The organism is Escherichia sp. MOD1-EC6475 (assembly GCF_003046645.1).
Lineage (GTDB): Bacteria > Pseudomonadota > Gammaproteobacteria > Enterobacterales > Enterobacteriaceae > Escherichia > Escherichia ruysiae.
Genome location: NZ_PZKQ01000002.1, coordinates 34,020 through 54,246, shown reverse-complemented (window position 1 = coordinate 54,246; position 20,227 = coordinate 34,020). Strand labels below are relative to the sequence as shown.

The following is a 20,227-nucleotide window of genomic DNA, read 5'->3' as shown; positions in this document are numbered from 1 at the left end:
TCTTAATCAGGCGGCTGCACCCGCCGTTTTCTCGTACTTACTGATAGTGATCTCGACCTTCCCTTCCGGGATAACTGGTCCCCACTCCACCAGCATTCTTTTCACCTGGCTGTCGTCTTCCCACACACCCGCGTGGGTCAGGGCGTCAAACAGCGCCTTGTTATAGTTGTCCAGATCGCGGATCCGGTTATCCGGAGGAAACAACACGATCTCCACTGAAGCAGGTGCCGACGTTGGTTTTGGCAGACGACGTAACTGCTCAACTATTGCTGCACACGCCGCGCTCTGGAATTTTCGCCCCGCCGCGCTTATCAGGCTCTTACCTGCAAACGCCCCTTTGTTGGGGTGTCGCCAGTACGTGTTCACGCTGGGCGGAAAAGGCAGTATTAGCTTCATACTTTCAGGCCCCTCTCATGTAACCAGTGGGCTGCACGCAGCCTGGCGTTTTCCTCACCAGCAAGCAGTGCGCGGATAATCCCGGCCGCCTCGCTGTCGTCGTCCTTCACCGCGGTATGAAGCGTGATGCCCCGGGCCACGCCACGCTTTATCGTGATGACGCCTTTTTTCTCCAGTGCGCGAAGATGCTCCACCGCTGCATTCACTGAACGGTATCCCAGCATGGTTGCCACCTCCTGATTGGTTGGCGGAAAGCCACGTTCTTTCTGGTAAGAAATCAGCATATCCAGCACCTGCTGCTGGCATTGAGTTAACGTCGTCATGCCGCCATCTCCCTGACAAGTTTTTCTGCCTGCTGGCGAACCTGCGCCAGAAAGGCCTCACCACATGCCTCAAGTTCATCGCGCCCGATGTAGCTGATTGCCGGTCCCTTCCAGGTCTTGTCGAAAACAGCAATAGCACCAGCGAAGAACGCTCCTGTCGGCACCTGCTTCTCGTCCTTCGGGATAAACCAGGCAGGCAGTTCAAAACCAATACGCCCGCGAATAAAAGCAATATGGTCTGCATCTTCCGGCCACCACACTTCGCTGGTGGCAGCTTTGATCAGGAAAACATAGCGCCCACCCTTATCACGCATGGCACTGGCATGTTTCATGATGTAACGCATGCCGGTGATGTATTGCCCCTCATGCTGACTGGCGCGGCTGTACGGGGGATTACCAAAGGCAGCCCCTTTAAGCTCCGCAAGACGTTCTGACCAGTCATGCGCCAGCGCGTTGTCTTCCGCCGTGTAATACGCAGCACATTTGGCGTTATCACCGTCAGTGAACAGATCCAGAACAAACGGGCCAAACAGGGTGTTAATTCCCCAGAAAATGTTGTCCGGCGTGCGCCACTGATCGCCCACTTCCTTCAGTTCATGGGCTGGTTTGTTCCGCAGTTCCACCAGCGCCTGGCAATATTTATTACTCATTAAGCCCCCACGTAATTCCCTGACAGATACCACTCTTCACCCGATGCAGCGCGCTTGCTGCTTTTCCGTAAGCACCGCTCACGACGCGTCAGAAAATTGTTTCGTTCTGGCTGGGAGTGGCTTTCACGGAATGCCGCCATCCACACGGTTGCAGCACGACGGTATAAGCCCCTTGACTCCAGTTCTTCAGCCTGGCGGGTCAGGCACAAAATCACCCGGGGATCGTTAGTGCCGACATAGAAATTGCGCACAGGTCTGGTTTCACGAACTGGTTGTGGTTCCGGCTCCTGCGCTCTCTCAGTCAGGCGCGGGAAATGTCTGCGTGTATCTCCTTCACAACGGTGAGCCACACGCCCACTCTGACGTAACTTGCTTGCTGACTGCAGAACGCGCTGCCGTGAGTAACCTGCAAAAGCATCCGCAATGTCTCCGGAAGTACACCCCGGATGGGCTTCAATGAATTTCTGAACTTCATTCAAAAGACTCATGATCACCCCCTGAATCCTGCCGGGATCTGGCTGTAGTCCACGTTGTCGTAACTGGCTTTGAAGTACGGATCCTCACGTCTGGCTGCAGATACCGCAGGAACTTCCCAGGATTCTTCGAAATGACGATCCGGACCAAAGAACGTGACAGCCTGTTTCACAAATTGTGTGCCACTGTTACCCATCGCAGATACCCAGCCCGCGTAGCGTTTCACACCTTCCAGCATGGTTTCGGGGTTTACCCCCTCATTCAAACGGGCTTTCCAGGCTTTGAAGGCTGCAGATTTTGAATTGCCACCAGCACGTTTGGGATATGCCAGCCATGCCTGCTCAAACTCCGGAGAGTATTCCGGTCGGTTTGAACGAACTCGCACAGACTCATCAGCAGATGCACCAAAAGCTATTGGTTCATTGACTGATTCTTTGACTGGTTCAAAAGAGTGACTGGTTCTGGGTGAATCTCCTGCACTACCCCCTGGTGCAACTCCTGCACTACCTGGTGAATTTGCTGCACCAGATAGTGAATTATTTGCACTACCCCCTAGTGAATCTCCTGCACTATCAAGATGAAGAAGATAGATATTACTTGAGTTACCTTTTTCACCTTTCCGGGTGACTTTTTTTACCAGCCCGGACTCACAGAGGGCCGCAATATGATTCATCACAGAACGTTTGCTAATCTCGCACTGATCAGCGATATGCTGATAGCTGGGCCAGCACTCGCCCTGATCGCTGGCATTATCAGCCAGCTTAATCAGAACCAGTTTTCGCAATGGATTTCCCACTCGAATTTTCATCGCTTTAACCATCAGCTCCATACTCATGCAGCACCTCCGAGATGCTTCATGTTTTTTCCGGAGCGAAAGGCTATAAGCGGCATACTGACGCGGTAACTACGGCCCAGCGGTTCACAAATCACCTTCTGACATTCACGGTCAACCAGGCTAACACGTAGAACATGCCCTGCAGGTGTGGTGTACCACTGACCCGGACGAGGACAACGGAAAGTCTGATTGGTAAACCGTTTGAAAATATTCCGGATCATTTGCGCCCCCTTACCTCTGAAGGGTTCAGCGACAAATTTATGAGGCAGGCCAGTGCCGAAGCATCATTAATATAGTCATACAAGCTAACAGCCAGCGGAGATTCGGCTTTTGCCAACATAGGATAAAGCTGCTGCAGCCAGACCTGATGAATTGATGAAATGTAGGAATAGAGAACGCTGGCGTTATGTGCAACGTCGCTCGGTACAGCGGGCTTTGAAAGCTGTTTCTCCATCTGGTTAAAGGCATTGATGTATGCCTCTTTGAACTGGGCAGCACGTTTACCCGTGAAACCCATAGCAAGAAACGCAAAGCCGTCGCGGGTTATTTGATAGCAAGGTAGTTTTCGGCCTGATGCGTCGATGTACTCACTGAGCTGGAAATTCAGCTCAGTAAATTCGGCAGAGCATTCAAGAGACGCAATTTTTTGAATGACATTTTTGTGTTGTTTGCCGAAATAACTAGCAACAGCCAGAGAAGAAGTAACAACTTTGTCTGCAATAATGCAAAGTTCAGGTTGTACTAAGGCAGGGATCGTAGCCATGATGGCAGCCTCCGTATGCAATGGATAACTTCCACCACCGGAAACGCCAATTTCGCTGGTGGTGAACTGAGCAGGGTTGGCGTAACCGGCGCATACGGAAACCGGCGCACCTTTCGGTGCCCCCACCCAGCCCACCATAATTTGGGTATAGCTGAGTTGTAGCAACAAAAAAGACGCTAACGCGCCAATTGTCGCCGTATGCAATTCCAGGACGCCAATCCCGGCACCCGCTTTATAAGGTGCCTGAACAGTGTAACGTCCCGGAATGGCAGAATCAATGTGCTGGTGGTCCTTCACACTCAACAAAATCACGCCTGAATTTCCACAAAGGACTAAAGCACTCATGCGGGTAGTCTTTGCGAAGATAGATAACGCGATGTGTTTCTGGCTCCCAACGAATAACATGGACATAAAGCCCTCTTCCGTCACGAAACCAGCGGTTAAGTTCCTGCACAACTCGCCCCCCACAGTCAGGTAAAGTTCTCTGTGGTTACTTACAGCCAGGTGATTTGGTAATCTGCATTCATGCCGTAACAACAGGTGTTCAGCGACACTGACCACCAGCTGTTGCGACAAACGGTTATTTGCCGTTAAACTGTTCATGCGTTAGTTTCTCCACAGACACAAAACGCCACGACGCCCGGAGCTGCACACTCGCGGGCGTCACTCTTTTCTGGAGCGCAGAAGATTTTGTAGACCAGTGCTGCATGCTCCTGGAGCTTCGAAATTGACAGATACAGTTCGTCGTTAATTGCTGTCTTCTCATGCGGTTCCACTACACCGTCTTCGATTGCCGAACGAATCTGCTTTGAGTAATTCCCGATCTGTTCGATGACTTCCAGCAGGCGCTGGTTTATATCGGCGTTCTCTACTTCCTCAATTTCAGGAAGCGATACGAACACCCCACCAGCAGACTGTGCGACAGCATCCGCAATGTAGTGAGTGCCAGCCGCGCGCTGTAAAACCATTGCCCATCCCAGCGGGAAAATCTGATCGCCATCTGCACGAAGGCGGTTGAATAAAGCGTTCTCTGTTACATCCAGCCAGTCAGCAGCTTCAGCGTAACCCCCAGGCAATGCCGCGATAGTTTTTCTGACAGCTTTCACGTACCACTCAGGTTGTTTTTCCACTTTCCAATGATGCTTACCCACGGCTTACCTCCTGTTCCTGTGGTTTAAACCCATTCTGGTTTTGGCTAGATTGAAAACGTGCCGGATAAAGAATCTGCATTTCGCTGATTTCACCCTTAAAAAAATTGGCCAGACGTTCTGCAAGATCGATAGATGGAATTTGTTCCAGTCTTTCAATACGACTCAGCGTCGCTGGATTGACCTGAACGCCCGCAGCAACATGCTGCAAAGTAAATCCGTGCGCCTTACGCACATTCCGTAATGGTGATTGCATATAACCTCCACATATTGCGTGATGAGCATATTATTTCACGCAAATATTTTGCGCAAGTTGATTTGCTTAACGCGCAATAAAGAAATGTAATAAACGCATGAACATAGGAAATCGAGTCAGACAACTTCGCCAGGCGAAGAACATGAAAATCGCCGATCTCGCTGAAGCAATAGGAGTGGATGCGGCGAATATCTCGCGCCTCGAAACAGGTAAGCAGAAACAATTCACTGAACAAGCCCTGAGTAATATTGCCAGGAGCTTAGGTGTTGATATTGCTGATCTCTTTACCTCAGACCTCAAAAGTAATACTGTATGTAAAAACAGTATTAGTGAGGATGTTGCGCAGGTGAAGGATGTATTCCGTATTGAAATGCTGGATGTCAGTGCCAGTGCGGGAAATGGCCTTATCCAGGGCGGTGATGTCATTGATGTGATTCATGCCATTGAATACAGAACTGATAATGCTGTATCGATGTTTGGTGGACGACCAGCAAATCACATTAAAGTTATCAACGTTCGTGGGGACAGTATGTGTCCAACCATTGAGCCAGGAGATCTCATCTTCGTTGATATCAGTATCAATCAGTTTGATGGGGATGGTATATATGTATTTGGTTTTGATGATAAAATTTACGTCAAACGACTGCAAATGATACCTGATAAACTGCTGGTAATTTCTGATAATCAGATTTACCGCGAATGGGGAATTACCAGCGAAAACGAACACCGGTTTATGGTCTTTGGAAAGGTCTTAATCAGTCAGTCACAAACCCTTAAGCGACACAATTAACCCCCTACCTCAACATCAATTAGCCACCAGAAGGTGGCTTTTCATTACCCACTAAATTGCATATCTCGCAATAAAAACACTTGCATAATGCGCAACTTCATTTTATCTTTCTTTCCAGACCTACAAACAAGGTACTAACAAAATTTGGTTGTAACACGGCGTATGGCACATGCGTCGTTAGCGGTCTGGGGACGTTAAAGGGGACAATCCACTCCTTGCTCGGGCAAACAAACCAGGTAGCCGGAATGTGCAAGTCAATGATGATGCTGATAAGACGCCTAACCAGCGTGGCGGTTCGGTTTGACACCTGGGAAGAGACCAGGGTGCAACGATGAGGGCATTTATGGAACCGCGACAAAGTGTGGTGCCGTAACTGGCTAAGTGCTCTCAGCGTTGTGGTAATCCGCGAAATGGCGCGGCGGTAAGTATGGCGGGGTTACTCTTTCCCCGTTGAGGACACCGGATTGTCAGGTTGACCATACGCCTGAGTGACAACCCCACCACAACAGCCACTGCTTTGGCGGTACCAGTTTGTACACTTGCTTCCGGCTGGTACCGCTCTTTTTACAAAACAGAGAAGAGCATCACCGGACGACGGGCTCATAACCCAATCCATCCGGGCGGCAGTCACCGCAGGTGTTCTTCTCTGTTTTGTGGAGAAACCAACCGACCTTGCAGGGTCGATATGATGAGGAGCAGCAAAATGGCTAGCGAACGCAGTACTGATGTGCAGGCATTTATCGGGGAGCTGGACGGCGGCGTATTTGAAACCAAAATCGGCGCAGTTCTCAGTGAAGTCGCTTCAGGTGTGATGAACACGAAAACCAAAGGTAAGGTCTCACTCAACCTGGAAATCGAACCATTTGATGAGAACCGTGTGAAAATCAAACACAAACTCTCATATGTTCGCCCGACTAACCGCGGGAAAATTTCCGAAGAAGACACCACCGAAACGCCGATGTATGTCAATCGCGGTGGTCGCCTGACTATTCTGCAGGAAGACCAGGGACAATTACTGACTCTTGCCGGTGAACCTGACGGAAAACTCCGCGCAGCAGGTCATTAATACGTTATTAATAAGCTGATTATTTATCTCATCACTGAATATCTTTATATAGTGAGGACTTATTATGTCTCAGAACTTAGACGCAACCGCAATTAATCAAATCCATGCCCTTATTTCTGCTCAGGGTGTTAATGAAATTATCAGTAAGATTGGTGCCGATGCTGTGGCATTGCCTGAGAATTTCCGCATTCATGATCTGGAAAAATTTAATTTAAATCGCTTCCGTTTCCGTGGTGCGCTTTCCACTGCCAGCATCGATGACTTTACCCGTTATTCTAAAGATCTTGCAGATGAAGGCACCCGCTGCTTTATCGATGCTGATAATATGCGTGCCGTCAGTGTGCTTAACCTGGGTACTATTGATGAACCAGGTCACGCAGATAACACCGCCACTCTCAAACTGAAAAAGACAGCACCGTTCTCTGCCCTGTTGTCTGTGAACGGCGAGCGTAACTCCCAGAAGTCACTGGCAGAATGGATTGAAGACTGGGCCGACTACCTTGTGGGCTTTGATGCTAATGGTGACGCCATTCAGGCAACCAAAGCGGCTGCGGCGATCCGTAAAATCACAATTGAAGCGAACCAGACCGCTGATTTTGAAGATAATGACTTCAGCGGCAAACGCTCCCTGATGGAGTCTGTCGAAGCGAAGACCAAAGACATTATGCCAGTGGCATTTGAATTTAAATGCGTTCCGTTTGAAGGTCTGAAAGAACGTCCGTTTAAATTACGCCTCAGCATTATCACTGGCGATCGTCCTGTACTGGTTCTGCGCATTATTCAGCTGGAAGCAGTGCAGGAAGAAATGGCTAACGAATTTCGTGATCTGCTTGTTGAAAAATTCAAAGACAGCAAAGTAGAAACCTTTATTGGTACTTTCACCGCCTGATTTCATTACCGCAATTGCCCCTGCGGGGGCGTTTGCGGAAGCGATAATTTTAACTATTGCCGCCCCTATAAAGAACCATTAAACGATAACGTGACGTAGCTATTGATAGTAAATGAAGCACTTGCAAAATAATTGCATTGCGTATATATACGCACATGTGTTGTATTACAGCGATAATGGTAAAGCAAATGATTAACTCTGAAGCAATTGAGCAACTAATGTGGTTATGGTCCTTATTTGACATTAAATTTTTATCTATTTTTGCCGCAGGATTCACTATATATTTTGGCGTACAAAAAATATCAAAAAAGGTGACAGTGTCGTATTCAAAAAATGTAAGTAAATATATGACATGCATATATCAACCATAATCCTGACTAATAAAAGAGATAATGCAATTGCTATATCTTCAATCAATATGGAGGTTGAAGGGAAAGGGATACTACAAGTTATTAAATTTGACTCCCCTCTTCTTCTAAAGAACTATGATTCTTTAAAAGTTGAACTACCAAAATTTAGCAGCCTTTATAATAATGATGGCGTAGTTAAGTTAGATATTTCTGATAAGTTTCATTTTTATATAATCACGACATCTGGAGATGAAATCAAATGTATTTCTGAAAATAAACATGTGGCACTAAATATGAAAAACAAAATAATTCCAGACATAATAAAATTTAATGACATTGTCTTAACAAACAGAATGTCTTATATTTTTTCTATGCAAATGACAACGGAGAGAAATACTGCATAATAGATGCTTCATTGTCCATAAATGGCGACAACCCATTTCATTTTCATGTTCTTAAAGAAGATGAATTAAGAGATTTTTCTAGCATCCTTATTGGTTACGGATATCACCAACGGTTTAAAAGTTATGCATTATTTAAAATAGACAACCATCTTGCTCCTTCTTTGGTTTTAAATAAATCAATGATAGAAAATAATATTATTGAAATGAATAAGTAACTCACCGGGTGCAGCCGGTTATGATGGAGAAATGATATGAATACCTTGTTTTTACTGATGGCTGAATTCAATACCCTAAACATTGAACTCTCAGCAGTTAGTCAAAAATACTTTGGTATGAGTCCAGCCACAGCAGAAGCAAAAGCAAACGCTTGTAAGTTGCCTGTACCTACATATCGCATCGGTACATCACAAAAAGCAAAACGCTGCATCAATATTCAGGATCTTGCGGAATACATAGACAAAAGACGAGAAGAAGGACGCATCGAGTGGGAACAGGTCAGAACAGGCAAACAAAAGAGCAAAGAACATAACTAAAGAAAAAAACCGCCTTAAGGCCAATGCCGTTCACTTAAGTGGAGCGGCACTGCGTTTCGTTTCATCGGATAACGGGTTTTTGATATTTTAACCGCCCTCGTCCTTGATGGTCTGGGGCGTTTTGTTATGCCACCCCCCGCAAATTCTCCAGTCGTTTCAGGATGTTCCCTGGGGATGCCACTTTTTTGTGTTTCTCTGCCGCTTTTGTTGCCTCACGCCGTATCAGGTTGTAAGCTAGTAACATACTATAAACCTCCTGTTACGGCGGCTCAACTTTACGACTTCTCAGTACTAGGGTATTGTTCAACAGGCTGCTTTTCAGGTTTCTGAACCCGATTTCCCATCGTGAATTGGTAAAGCTCCTCCACCTCTTCACATTATCCATTCCATGGAAGCTGGTGCTTACAGCGATTTTCCCAGACTCACGCCTACCAGTCCAGTGGCCCAGTTCCAATCACCAACATGACTTTCGATCATCGTTGCGACAATTTTACCAGGCTCTGTGTTAATGATTTCCTGTTGTCGTCAACGAATATAGCCACTGTGCGGCAAGCTGGTACATTATCGATTACGACCGGGCGGTATTCCTCCATGATCACGCAGGTTTCCGGTACCTCCAGTTCACCGGTCTGCTGGCAGCGACCGTGACCGTAATAGCCGAAAAGCTCACCAAGGCGTAAACCCTCCTAAGTTTCCTTGCTTTCAAGTATGGTTTTAACTGCTCTTAATACATACTGTCGCGCGTTCTGGTGATCTTTTTATGCATTGCTATAGTGACAAAAGCTGTCAGTAACCGTTTTCAAAACATCAGTCATTATCGTTTCTCTATTTAAAGACCGATTAAAAGATTTGCGCCAGTTCCTGTGCAGTGTTTTGATGATGGAATCCATCAGGTGATCGTCATCCTCGCTTTTAACTTTCAGTTCGTTCACCAGCGATTCAGAGATTTTTTCGTCAATCTCCAGCACATCGCAGAGCAGGTAATGTTTGAATACATCAGAATTGGCGAGGACGCGGTTATTACTGACGGCATCGAGGACTTGCGTAACGATGGTAATGTACCTGCGAGTCACGGTTATAGTTGTGCTCTGAGATTCACGGAGTAGAATTCGATTTTGTACGGGCGATCACCCTCCGGGCATACCTTACCGTACTTGAAAGCAAGATGAATATCGATAGCGCGATGAATGAACTCTTCAATACCCTGTTTGATCCACGGAACGCGCATGGCGACCTGAATTGCCATGCGCAGGAAGCCGCCTTCACCATGTACGCCAGACATTTGATCTGCCCCCAGGAGAGTGTAAAGCAGATCATCATAGATAAAGCATTGCTCCTGAATGCTGATTGATTACCCACCTTTGCTGGGCATTGGTATAAGGCCGGGTGGGTGTCGCGTTCAAATATGAAATACCAACAGTTTCCCTGTTGGCACTTCAAAATCTAGGCTTAACTATGCCATTCATACCATCAATAGCTACTTGCAGTAAAGAATTACTACTCTGTTAAAGTTTAGGTATAGGGCTTTTGTGAAAGTATTTGTAAAGTAAAAACTCGGCACTTGACCGAGTTTGAGTATTTTATGGTTTAGCGTTTTTATGCATCCGGCGCACGTCTGAAGGGCAGGGCATAGAGTGCTTCCATCGTGAGATAAGGAAAGATATTTTTTGTTACCTCAAGAATTTTATCAGGACCAGATATTGGAGCCAGCATTGGGCCTATTCTGCTATCGTTATTGTCGTGGACTGCAGAAAGCCATCCAATATTATCTGTGTCATGGATTGTAGGAAGGGTGATTTTTGTATGAGCACCCAACTCAAATATAGTCTTTAATTTGTTTGGAGCTGAAACGACACCTAAACCGAAGGCATTCAATGGATATTTACGAACATTAATTCCAAATTCATGTTCACTCACACGGCTTAGCATGTATCCTTTGTTCAATGATACCACTAACTGGTCCGCGTCTGGTGAAACCCTCTCTTTTATCATTTGAGCGTAGTTTGTAGGCAGACAGTCATCATCATCATATCTAAAAGTGAAAATTTGCTCGTTAGTTGTAATATTACTTATAACAGATTTAGCTGTAGTTGCTATGTCAGCATCATCGCCCATCTCAATCAAATGGATATTTTCTTTACCTGATACAAGTTGCTTTATTTGACCTTTATATGGTTCTGGCAAATCTTCATTAATAAGCAAAATGGCATGAACGTCCGAATCTGCTTTTATCAAAGACAAATAAGTAGGTAAGCAAAAATTTGAGAAAAGCTTTAATCTCTTCTCTAATCTTTCTTTTGTGAACACGACCTGTTTTGCATCAGGCAATGACTTATCCTTGGTAGCTCTGAAAGAGCCTAAAGTTTTATTTGTTACCAAACTAAGTCTAGTTATTCCTACAAGCTTCATTCAAATAACCCCTAACATAATTAGCTATTATTTGTCAACAACGTGCTGTCATGAATACCATTTTACCAATAATTATATCGAAAACTTGCCCCTTGTGAATTTTTCGCTTAAAGATTCCCCACTAAATTATAACTTCAGCGTAAACAACATAACTTGGATGCTTGATAAAGCGATGATCACCAGAATTCAAGACGCAAGACGGATCGCGGGGGACACCATACTTGATACTAGAAATATTAACAACCAAAACACAATAACAATCGTTAACGGGGTAATAAACAGGATCATTACAAATCACATGAAGATGATTGCATGGCACGGTTGAGGCAAGCACGGTTCCTTTCCTGTATGGCTGATATATCAGTCATGATAATTGCAAAGAAAATTCCTTAAGTTTCTGAGATTCTTCCATTTTACCAATTATACGATTAGCCTCATCCTCACTTTTTCCCTCACTGATCAGCATTTCTTTCAGGTCTATAGGCTTACGGGAATAGCCTAGATCGTACCACTCTGGACAAACGCTTTCTAAATGCGTCATGTTTGCGAGATCAAATCGGTTCATATGCCCATACAGAGAATAGATTTCATCTAAAATACGGATATCTGTACGGCTCAACATCAAAGACCTCGTCTGCATCCATTTCCCTCGGCTCTGAACGCAACAACACATCACTCTATCAAGTTGACCAGTAGTAACCAATGCCTTCAGCCTTACCACGAATCAAGTTCAGCGTATTCGACATGACTGGTCCAAATTTCATAGAGTAAAGGCTATCTTCGCCGATCATCCTGCCATGCTTCAAAATCGACTTGCGGTTAGACAGATAGAGCAGCTTCATCAATTTCAGATATGCCATGCGCCCACCTCGCTTAAGAAGTAGGTGTGCAGCCATTTGAGCTACTTTTTCTTCGCAAAACATATAAGAAACCTCAAAGATAGTGAACTTTGTAATTATTATCGATACTTCATGGGTTGCTTCATCACTAACATGAGCCTCTTATGGTGTGCCCACTTGAACCTAAGCAACCAGTTACCTTTTTTATCAAGTTTATAGCTGGCTTTAATCATGATCAATTGTAATGATGAGAAAATGATGTTTCTAAGAATAAAAGGTTCCCAATAGGCTCCCACAACGTGTATAACCAATTGTTTTTCAAAAACGATACATCCTATCGAGCATCGGGGCAATGGAGAAACGGTATGCGGGATAAGCGGTTTGTGATTCTGCTGACATGGCGTTTTTTTAAGCACCTGGTGAATTTGGGGCGCTACTATAGCATAACAAATATGCGATCAGGCAATGCGGCAGCTATGACGCCCTGTTCTCGGCGTTTAAGTGAGAACTATGGTAAAGTAAGGACATTCTTAACCCCACTTTGAGGTGCCCAATGGAAAAGACCACAACGCAGGAGTTATTAGCGCAGGCTGAAAAACTCTGTGCGCAGCGTAATGTGCGCCTGACCCCGCAGCGCCTTGAAGTGTTGCGCCTGATGAGTCTGCAGGAAGGAGCAATCAGCGCCTACGATCTGCTTGATTTACTGCGTGAAGCAGAGCCGCAGGCCAAGCCGCCAACGGTTTATCGCGCGCTCGATTTTCTGCTTGAACAAGGTTTTGTGCATAAAGTTGAGTCCACCAACAGCTATGTGCTCTGTCACCTGTTCGATCAACCAACGCATACTTCAGCGATGTTTATTTGCGATCGCTGCGGCGCAGTGAAAGAAGAATGTGCGGAAGGTGTGGAGGACATCATGCATACGCTGGCGGCAAAAATGGGTTTTGCCCTGCGGCATAATGTGATTGAAGCACATGGATTATGTTCAGCATGTGTAGAAGTAGAAGCGTGTCGTCACCCTGAACAGTGCCATCATGACCACTCTATTCAGGTGAAAAAGAAACCTCGTTAAGAGGGCGTACATCCTTGTACACGTCGGGCAGGAGGGATTAATTACCAGCGGTATTCATTGCGGGTTTCCCAGTCCACGACCTCTTTCTCTGCCTGATCTTTCTGGTAACCGTAACGTTCCTGGATTTTACCCACTAACTGATCACGTTTACCTTCAATGACCGTCATATCATCATCGGTCAGTTTGCCCCATTGCTCTTTCACTTTACCTTTGAACTGTTTCCAGTTACCGCCGACTTCGTCTTTATTCATATTCAAGTCCTCATCGTTAGGTGGTGAATGAGAGTACGCTCGCTTTTCTTCTGAACGTGGGATTAAGTGTAGTCAGGAATTTGGCTTAGGATTATTTATTCAGAATATTTAACCGTCACGCTCCGGCAAACCAGGTTCCGTTGCGCCAGTGACGACGCCAGATAGCCGCCAGAGAAAGCCCGCGCAGCGCCAGAAAGACGGTTAACGCCAGCCACAAACCATGATTACCCAACCACGGCAACGTGAGGAGCGTAAGAGCAAACCCTGCTGCTGCCACCGCCATACTGTTTCGCATTTCGGCGGCGCGCGTTGCACCTATAAACATGCCGTCCAGCAGATAACACCAGACACCGACCAGCGGTAAAATGACCTGCCAGATAAGATAGCCATCGGCTAGCTGCTGAATCTGGGTTAATGACGTCAGCAACGCAATGATGTGTTCCCCTGCCAGCAAATAACTCACAGAAAACAGCAACGCTACGATCCCCGACTGACGGCACGCTGCGCGCCAGACATCCAGTAACTGGCTCCCGTCGCGCGCACCGTACGCCTGACCTGAATGCGCTTCAACCGCGTAGGCAAAACCATCCAGCGCATAGGCGGTAAAGGTGAGTAGCGTCATCAGAACCGCGTTAACGGCGATTATGTCACTCCCCAGTCGCGCGCCAAGTACCGTTATTGCACCAAAACAGAGTTGCAACAGCAGTGAGCGCAGCATGATGTCGCGGTTAAGCGCCAGCAAGCGACGGAAGTTCCCCCGCCAGGCTGTTTTCAGCATTTCGCCGGAAATACCGCGTAGTTTGAGGATTTTACGCACCATTAGCAGGCCGATCAGCAACGTCGCATATTCTGCGATGACCGTTGCCAGCGCCGCGCCCTGCACGTTCATATGCAGCCCCATCACCAGCCAGACATCCAGCACAATGTTGAGGATATTACCCACCACTAACAGGACAACCGGCGCACGGGCATATTGCACGCCGAGCAACCAGCCAAGTAATACCAGGTTTGCCAGTGACGCCGGTGCGCTTAGCCAGCGAATTTCAAGAAAGCGCCGCGCCTGTTCCAGCACGGCTTCACTGCCACCAACAATATGCAGCGCCAGATCGATAATCGGTGTACGCAATAGCGCAATTAACGCCCCAGCCCCCAGCGCCAGCAGCAACGGTTGCACCAGCGCACGGGCTAATGCCTGAGGATTTTTGGCACCATACGCCTGCGCAGTAAGCCCGGTGGTGCTCATGCGCAAAAATAGCAACAGCATAAAGAGAAAGCTGGTCGCCGTTGCGCCAACCGCCACGCCGCCCAGATAAACCGGACTGTCAAGATGACCAATGACCGCCGTATCAACCAGCCCCAGCAACGGAACGGTGATATTGGAGAAAATCATAGGTAAGGCGAGATGCCAGAGAGCTTTATCAGATGAAGTGAGGAATGCCATGCAGACAAGCCTGATGAAGAGAGATGAAAAACAAACCGCGACGCCAGGCGGCATCGCGGTATCAGAGATCTGTTACAGCCAGTCGCCGTTGCGAATAACCCCAACCGCCAGCCCTTCAATGGTGAAGCTCTGCTGACGAAGGTCAACGACAATCGGTTTAAACTCGCTGTTTTCTGGCAATAATTCGACTTTATTGCCCTGTTTTTTCAGACGTTTAACGGTAACTTCGTCATCAATACGTGCGACAACGACCTGACCATTACGTACATCCTGAGTTTTATGCACTGCCAGCAAGTCGCCATCCATAATGCCGATATCTTTCATCGACATTCCGCTGACGCGCAGCAGGAAATCGGCATTCGGCTTGAACAAGGAAGGATCGACCTGATAATGACCTTCAATATGCTGCTGCGCCAGAAGCGGTTCACCGGCAGCCACACGACCTACTAATGGCAACCCTTCTTCCTCTTCCTGCAACAGACGAATCCCACGCGATGCGCCGGAAACAATTTCAATCACGCCTTTGCGTGCCAACGCCTTCAGATGTTCTTCAGCCGCGTTTGGGGAACGGAACCCCAAACGCTGCGCGATTTCCGCACGCGTCGGCGGCATACCTGTCTGGCTGATGTGATCACGGATGAGATCAAACACCTCTTGTTGCCTGGCCGTTAACGCTTTCATTCCGCCCCCTGGGTGTATATACAGTTATGCTGTGAGTATATACAGCAAAAGGCGATTTTGGAACCATAAACTACACAATAAACCAGAGATTTATCGAATTCTGGAAGGGTTATCCAAAATGTGACCATAACAGAATGACCCAGGTTGCCACAGCGACGATAATCGCGATCAGCACCGCTGCGGACCCCATATCTTTTGCCCGCCCGGAAAGCTCGTGGTATTCAGAGCCAATACGATCAACCACCGCTTCGATGGCGCTATTGAGAATTTCCACAATCATCACCAACATAACGGAGCTAATAAGCAGTACGCGGGTAATCGCGTCCACATCCAGCCAGCAAGCGATGACCACCGCCAACAATACCGCCACGCCTTCCTGACGGAATGCCGCTTCGTTGATCCATGCAGCGCGTAAACCTTTCCAGGAATAGCCAGCGGCTTTGATAATTCGAGTGAATCCAGTGGTATTATTGGCCATTGAAAGAACCTTTTTACATTATGAGCGTCAATATCAGTGTACCGTTGAATCCGATGATTCCGGTAGCGTAGCGCCGCGCGAAACATAAGCGGATACCACAGAATTTCCCATGACTTTCTGCTATCCTTCCCGCGCATTTGCATTATTAACCAGAGGCTTTACATCGTTTATGTCCGGCTGGCCACGAATTTACTACAAATTACTGAATTTACCATTAAGCATCCTGGTAAAAAGCAAGTCTATTCCGGCAGATCCTGCCCCGGAATTGGGGCTCGATACCTCTCGTCCAATTATGTACGTTTTACCGTACAACTCAAAAGCGGATTTGCTGACGTTGCGCGCCCAGTGTCTGGCGCATGACCTGCCTGATCCATTAGAGCCGCTGGAGGTAGACGGCACGCTACTGCCGCGCTATGTGTTTATTCATGGCGGGCCGCGTGTTTTCACCTATTACACGCCGAAAGAAGAGTCTATCAAGCTGTTCCACGACTATCTCGATCTGCACCGTAGCAACCCAAATCTGGATGTGCAGATGGTGCCGGTATCGGTGATGTTTGGTCGTGCGCCAGGACGTGAAAAAGGCGAAGTAAACCCGCCACTACGTATGCTCAACGGCGTACAGAAATTTTTCGCCGTACTGTGGCTTGGTCGCGATAGCTTTGTGCGTTTCTCGCCGTCAGTTTCGCTACGCCGCATGGCTGATGAACACGGCACAGATAAAACTATCGCCCAAAAACTGGCGCGTGTGGCGCGTATGCACTTTGCCCGTCAGCGTCTTGCTGCCGTGGGTCCACGCTTGCCTGCTCGTCAGGATTTGTTCAATAAGCTGCTCGCCTCACGTGCAATTGCCAAAGCGGTAGAAGATGAAGCACGCAGCAAAAAAATCTCCCATGAAAAAGCGCAGCAGAACGCGATTGCGCTGATGGAAGAGATTGCGGCGAATTTCTCTTACGAGATGATCCGCCTGACTGACCGTATTCTGGGCTTCACCTGGAACCGGCTCTATCAGGGCATCAACGTCCATAATGCCGAACGCGTTCGCCAGCTGGCTCATGACGGTCATGAGCTGGTGTATGTGCCATGCCACCGTAGCCACATGGACTACCTGCTGCTCTCCTACGTGTTGTATCACCAGGGGCTGGTGCCACCGCATATCGCCGCCGGGATCAACCTGAACTTCTGGCCTGCCGGGCCGATTTTCCGCCGTCTGGGTGCGTTCTTTATTCGCCGTACTTTTAAAGGCAATAAACTCTACTCTACCGTCTTCCGTGAATATCTCGGCGAACTGTTCAGCCGTGGTTATTCCGTTGAGTACTTTGTGGAAGGCGGTCGTTCGCGTACAGGGCGTTTGCTTGATCCGAAAACCGGCACGCTGTCGATGACCATTCAGGCGATGCTGCGTGGCGGTACACGTCCGATTACGTTGATTCCGATCTACATCGGTTATGAGCACGTCATGGAAGTGGGTACTTACGCCAAAGAGCTGCGCGGCGCGACGAAAGAGAAAGAGAGCCTGCCGCAGATGCTGCGCGGTTTAAGCAAGCTGCGTAATCTCGGTCAGGGGTATGTCAACTTCGGTGAACCAATGCCGTTGATGACCTATCTCAACCAGCACGTGCCGGACTGGCGTGAATCTATTGACCCTATCGAAGCTGTACGCCCGGCCTGGTTAACGCCGACGGTCAATAACATTGCTGCCGATCTGATGGTGCGCATTAACAACGCAGGCGCGGCTAACGCCATGAACCTGTGCTGTACTGCGCTGCTGGCGTCACGTCAGCGTTCACTCACTCGCGAGCAATTGACTGAGCAGCTTAATTGTTATCTCGATTTGATGCGCAACGTGCCTTACTCCACGGACTCTACCGTTCCTTCAGCCAGCGCCGGTGAGCTGATTGATCACGCGCTGCAAATGAACAAGTTTGAAGTCGAGAAAGACACCATCGGCGACATTATTATCCTGCCGCGCGAGCAAGCGGTGCTGATGACCTACTATCGCAACAACATTGCGCATATGTTGGTTCTGCCTTCGCTGATGGCAGCAATTGTCACCCAGCATCGGCACATCTCCCGCGAAGTGTTGATGGAGCACGTCAATGTGCTTTACCCAATGCTAAAAGCGGAGCTGTTCCTGCGCTGGGAGCGTGACGAGTTGCCGGGCGTTATTGATGCGCTGGCGAATGAAATGCAACGCCAGGGGCTGATTACGCTGCAAGATGATGAGTTGCATATCAATCCGGCGCACTCCCGCACGCTTCAGTTGCTTGCCGCAGGTGCGCGCGAAACGCTGCAACGTTATGCGATTACTTTCTGGCTGTTGAGCGCCAACCCGTCGATCAATCGCGGTACGCTGGAGAAAGAGAGCCGCACTGTGGCACAACGTCTTTCCGTGCTGCACGGCATCAACGCGCCGGAGTTCTTCGACAAAGCGGTGTTCAGTTCTCTGGTGCTGACGCTGCGTGATGAAGGGTATATCAGCGACAGCGGCGACGCCGAACCGGCAGAAACGATGAAGGTTTATCAGTTGCTGGCGGAGTTGATTACGTCCGATGTGCGCTTAACGATTGAGAGTGCGACGCAGGGCGAAGGGTAACTGGTGAGCGTTGCCGGATGTATCCGGCCTACCATGACCTGCAAATTCAATAAATTGCGATGTGTTATGTAGGCCTGATAAGCGCAGCGCATCAGGCAGCTTTTCCCAGAAAAAAAGCCGGATGGTCATGGTCATCCGGCTTTTTTACATCATCAGAAATGCCAGTAACTCATTGCCAGCCCTAAAAACAGTACCAGGCCAACATAGTTATTATTCATAAACGCTTTAAAACAGGCTTCACGCTCGCGATTGGCAATCAGTTTTTGTTGATAAACAAACAGCGCGCCCGCGACCAGAATTGACCAGTAATATCCCCAGCCTAATCCATTTAACTCACCAATAATCGCCATCAGTACCAGTACGCCAACCTGCAAAATGCCAATAATCAATTTATCGTATTGACTAAACAGAATCGCAGTGGATTTAATGCCAATCTTCACGTCGTCGTCACGGTCAACCATCGCATACTGCGTGTCGTAAGCCACCGCCCACAGAATATTGGCGAGGAACATTAACCAGCAGCTTAACGGCACCGATTCACTCACAGCGGCAAAAGCCATTGGAATCGACCAACCAAACGCCGCCCCCAGCACTACTTGCGGTAGATGGGTGTAACGCTTCATAAACGGGTAAACCCACGCCAGCACCAGCGCGGCAATCGACAACAGAATAGTCATCGTATTCAGCGTCAGCACCAGTAAGAACGAAATTAGCACCAGCACGACAAACAGCGCGCGCGCCTCTTTCTCCGTCACCGCGCCACTGGGAAGCGGTCGGTTTGCCGTGCGCTTAACATGACCATCAAACTTACGGTCAGCATAGTCATTCACTACACAACCGGCGGCACGCATCAGCCAGACGCCAGCGACAAACACCGCCAGGATCCAGAGTTGGGGAACACCGGGTGTCGCCACCCATAGCGCCCATAAAGTTGGCCAGAGCAGCAGTAACGCACCAATTGGCTTATCCGTACGCATTAAGCGGTGAAACGCCAGCAGCTTATTTTGCGTCAGACTCCACTCCATATTTTTTTCCTCTTAGTACAACGGTGATGCTGGTAAAAACAGTTCGGTCAGCAGCAGCGGCTTACCGCTTAATCGCAGGCGGGAACGTCGCCCCCACAGTCCGGCATCACGGCCTATCTCAATAAAGTCCCGGGTTAATGTCGATGATGTGAACAGATAGCGTCCTAACGGCGTTTTACCCAATTTTTGTAACGCCAGCTCAGGGCCGCTTAACGTTGACACAGGAACGACGGTACGCCCGGCGAGCCAGGGTTCTCCATCAGCGCATAACAAAATCTCACGTAACCAGTAACGGGATTCTTTCGGCAACAGCGGTAATTCTTCGGGGATTTCATTCTGCTCGACAAACCCTTCGCGGATCATCGTCACGCTCACCGTTTTTCCCTGCTGTTCAAAACGTTTGGTCATGGAATCTTCCAGCAACAACCAGTCGAGCAGTTGCGGTTCCAGCGCAGGGATCTCTGCAAAATAGCGCAGCGCACGCAGTTGCGTTAACGCGGGGTGTGACATGCCGAACTCTCCGTTACATAACGTAAAGGCATTGTATCGCAGAAAAGCGTTAAC

At 48.2% G+C, this 20,227-nt stretch carries 25 protein-coding genes and 2 pseudogenes; 7 read left to right on the top strand and 20 right to left on the bottom strand.

Translation table 11 applies throughout. The features are described 5' to 3' along the window. Positions 1–6: 6 nt before the first annotated feature. The 9 genes from A7589_RS00375 to A7589_RS00335 are packed head-to-tail and all read right to left on the bottom strand — an operon-like array spanning position 7 to position 4,845. Entirely contained in the window at positions 7–396 is a 390-nt protein-coding gene (locus A7589_RS00375) for a RusA family crossover junction endodeoxyribonuclease (RefSeq protein WP_000767113.1), read from the bottom strand. Further along, positions 393–719 (bottom strand): LexA family protein, encoded by a 327-nt coding sequence (locus A7589_RS00370; RefSeq protein ID WP_000210148.1) that lies wholly within the window; start codon positions 717–719, stop codon positions 393–395. Before A7589_RS00370 ends, A7589_RS00375 begins: the two co-directional genes overlap by 4 nt. Further along, a complete protein-coding gene (locus tag A7589_RS00365) occupies positions 716–1,369 on the bottom strand; it encodes a phage N-6-adenine-methyltransferase (protein WP_000066917.1) in 654 nt (217 codons plus the stop codon). The genes A7589_RS00370 and A7589_RS00365 overlap by 4 nt, the downstream gene beginning before the upstream one ends. Beyond that, positions 1,369–1,863: a PerC family transcriptional regulator gene (locus A7589_RS00360; RefSeq protein ID WP_072252179.1), complete on the bottom strand. Its 495-nt coding sequence runs from the start codon at positions 1,861–1,863 to the stop codon at positions 1,369–1,371. The genes A7589_RS00365 and A7589_RS00360 overlap by 1 nt, the downstream gene beginning before the upstream one ends. Continuing rightward, positions 1,860–2,678, bottom strand: a complete 819-nt coding sequence (locus A7589_RS00355) for a helix-turn-helix domain-containing protein (RefSeq protein WP_049027780.1) — start codon at positions 2,676–2,678, stop codon at positions 1,860–1,862. Before A7589_RS00355 ends, A7589_RS00360 begins: the two co-directional genes overlap by 4 nt. Further along, positions 2,675–2,899: a hypothetical protein gene (locus A7589_RS00350; RefSeq protein WP_000620698.1), complete on the bottom strand. Its 225-nt coding sequence runs from the start codon at positions 2,897–2,899 to the stop codon at positions 2,675–2,677. Before A7589_RS00350 ends, A7589_RS00355 begins: the two co-directional genes overlap by 4 nt. Then, positions 2,896–4,044 carry a Rha family phage regulatory protein gene (locus A7589_RS00345; RefSeq protein ID WP_049027782.1) on the bottom strand — a complete coding sequence of 383 codons (1,149 nt, stop codon included), beginning with the start codon at positions 4,042–4,044 and terminating at the stop codon, positions 2,896–2,898. Before A7589_RS00345 ends, A7589_RS00350 begins: the two co-directional genes overlap by 4 nt. Then, a complete protein-coding gene (gene ymfL / locus A7589_RS00340; protein ID WP_063268627.1) occupies positions 4,041–4,592 on the bottom strand; it encodes a protein YmfL in 552 nt (183 codons plus the stop codon). The genes A7589_RS00345 and ymfL overlap by 4 nt, the downstream gene beginning before the upstream one ends. Further along, the gene (locus A7589_RS00335) at positions 4,585–4,845 is read right to left on the bottom strand and encodes a helix-turn-helix domain-containing protein (RefSeq protein ID WP_001191669.1); all 261 of its coding nucleotides are present in this window, start codon (positions 4,843–4,845) and stop codon (positions 4,585–4,587) included. The genes ymfL and A7589_RS00335 overlap by 8 nt, the downstream gene beginning before the upstream one ends. Before the next feature lie 97 nt (positions 4,846–4,942). Here A7589_RS00335 and A7589_RS00325 point away from each other — a divergent pair, with 97 nt between their 5' ends. From A7589_RS00325 to A7589_RS00295, 5 genes are all read left to right on the top strand, one after another. Continuing rightward, positions 4,943–5,635, top strand: coding sequence for an XRE family transcriptional regulator (locus A7589_RS00325; protein ID WP_001345148.1), 693 nt, complete (start codon positions 4,943–4,945; stop codon positions 5,633–5,635). Between the two features lie 703 nt (positions 5,636–6,338). Then, the gene (locus A7589_RS00310) at positions 6,339–6,701 is read left to right on the top strand and encodes a YfdP family phage-associated protein (protein ID WP_000135680.1); all 363 of its coding nucleotides are present in this window, start codon (positions 6,339–6,341) and stop codon (positions 6,699–6,701) included. 64 nt (positions 6,702–6,765) lie between these two features. After that, a complete protein-coding gene (locus tag A7589_RS00305) occupies positions 6,766–7,590 on the top strand; it encodes a YfdQ family protein (RefSeq protein ID WP_000081280.1) in 825 nt (274 codons plus the stop codon). A 352-nt stretch (positions 7,591–7,942) separates the two neighbouring features. Then, positions 7,943–8,344 carry a hypothetical protein gene (locus A7589_RS23120; protein WP_235613302.1) on the top strand — a complete coding sequence of 134 codons (402 nt, stop codon included), beginning with the start codon at positions 7,943–7,945 and terminating at the stop codon, positions 8,342–8,344. A gap of 251 nt (positions 8,345–8,595) precedes the next feature. Continuing rightward, a complete protein-coding gene (locus tag A7589_RS00295; protein ID WP_108188678.1) occupies positions 8,596–8,877 on the top strand; it encodes a pyocin activator PrtN family protein in 282 nt (93 codons plus the stop codon). A 14-nt stretch (positions 8,878–8,891) separates the two neighbouring features. Here the strand turns inward: A7589_RS00295 and A7589_RS00290 are convergent. The 5 genes and pseudogenes from A7589_RS00290 to A7589_RS23110 all read right to left on the bottom strand — a co-directional run. Beyond that, positions 8,892–9,248: pseudogene (locus tag A7589_RS00290) on the bottom strand (IS4 family transposase); the annotation flags it as partial. A gap of 469 nt (positions 9,249–9,717) precedes the next feature. After that, a pseudogene (locus tag A7589_RS00280) lies at positions 9,718–10,183 on the bottom strand (phage portal protein); the annotation flags it as partial. A gap of 290 nt (positions 10,184–10,473) precedes the next feature. Continuing rightward, positions 10,474–11,286 (bottom strand): glycosyltransferase, encoded by an 813-nt coding sequence (locus A7589_RS00275; RefSeq protein ID WP_108188677.1) that lies wholly within the window; start codon positions 11,284–11,286, stop codon positions 10,474–10,476. 364 nt (positions 11,287–11,650) lie between these two features. Beyond that, positions 11,651–11,908 carry a Panacea domain-containing protein gene (locus tag A7589_RS23115; protein WP_235613301.1) on the bottom strand — a complete coding sequence of 86 codons (258 nt, stop codon included), beginning with the start codon at positions 11,906–11,908 and terminating at the stop codon, positions 11,651–11,653. A 58-nt stretch (positions 11,909–11,966) separates the two neighbouring features. Beyond that, on the bottom strand, positions 11,967–12,209 hold the full coding sequence (locus tag A7589_RS23110; protein ID WP_235613300.1) for a type II toxin-antitoxin system antitoxin SocA domain-containing protein: 243 nt from the start codon (positions 12,207–12,209) through the stop codon (positions 11,967–11,969). 469 nt (positions 12,210–12,678) lie between these two features. Between A7589_RS23110 and zur the strand changes: the two genes are divergently transcribed. Continuing rightward, positions 12,679–13,194 (top strand): zinc uptake transcriptional repressor Zur, encoded by a 516-nt coding sequence (zur, locus tag A7589_RS00260; RefSeq protein WP_000416266.1) that lies wholly within the window; start codon positions 12,679–12,681, stop codon positions 13,192–13,194. 41 nt (positions 13,195–13,235) lie between these two features. Here the strand turns inward: zur and A7589_RS00255 are convergent, their stop codons facing one another. The 4 genes from A7589_RS00255 to dgkA form a co-directional block, all read right to left on the bottom strand. Then, positions 13,236–13,445 (bottom strand): CsbD family protein, encoded by a 210-nt coding sequence (locus A7589_RS00255; protein ID WP_001030603.1) that lies wholly within the window; start codon positions 13,443–13,445, stop codon positions 13,236–13,238. A gap of 115 nt (positions 13,446–13,560) precedes the next feature. After that, a complete protein-coding gene (gene dinF, locus A7589_RS00250; RefSeq protein WP_000874977.1) occupies positions 13,561–14,886 on the bottom strand; it encodes an MATE family efflux transporter DinF in 1,326 nt (441 codons plus the stop codon). 72 nt (positions 14,887–14,958) lie between these two features. Next, the gene (gene lexA, locus A7589_RS00245; protein WP_000646078.1) at positions 14,959–15,567 is read right to left on the bottom strand and encodes a transcriptional repressor LexA; all 609 of its coding nucleotides are present in this window, start codon (positions 15,565–15,567) and stop codon (positions 14,959–14,961) included. A gap of 109 nt (positions 15,568–15,676) precedes the next feature. Further along, positions 15,677–16,045: a diacylglycerol kinase gene (dgkA, locus tag A7589_RS00240; protein ID WP_000002906.1), complete on the bottom strand. Its 369-nt coding sequence runs from the start codon at positions 16,043–16,045 to the stop codon at positions 15,677–15,679. Between the two features lie 169 nt (positions 16,046–16,214). Here dgkA and plsB point away from each other — a divergent pair, with 169 nt between their 5' ends. Continuing rightward, positions 16,215–18,638, top strand: a complete 2,424-nt coding sequence (gene plsB / locus A7589_RS00235; RefSeq protein WP_016159874.1) for a glycerol-3-phosphate 1-O-acyltransferase PlsB — start codon at positions 16,215–16,217, stop codon at positions 18,636–18,638. Between the two features lie 152 nt (positions 18,639–18,790). On the opposite strand, the gene ubiA is transcribed toward plsB, so the two are convergent. Next, positions 18,791–19,663 carry a 4-hydroxybenzoate octaprenyltransferase gene (gene ubiA, locus A7589_RS00230; protein ID WP_108188676.1) on the bottom strand — a complete coding sequence of 291 codons (873 nt, stop codon included), beginning with the start codon at positions 19,661–19,663 and terminating at the stop codon, positions 18,791–18,793. 12 nt (positions 19,664–19,675) lie between these two features. After that, positions 19,676–20,173: a chorismate lyase gene (ubiC, locus tag A7589_RS00225; RefSeq protein ID WP_000019214.1), complete on the bottom strand. Its 498-nt coding sequence runs from the start codon at positions 20,171–20,173 to the stop codon at positions 19,676–19,678. Between the last annotated feature and the right edge of the window lie 54 nt (positions 20,174–20,227).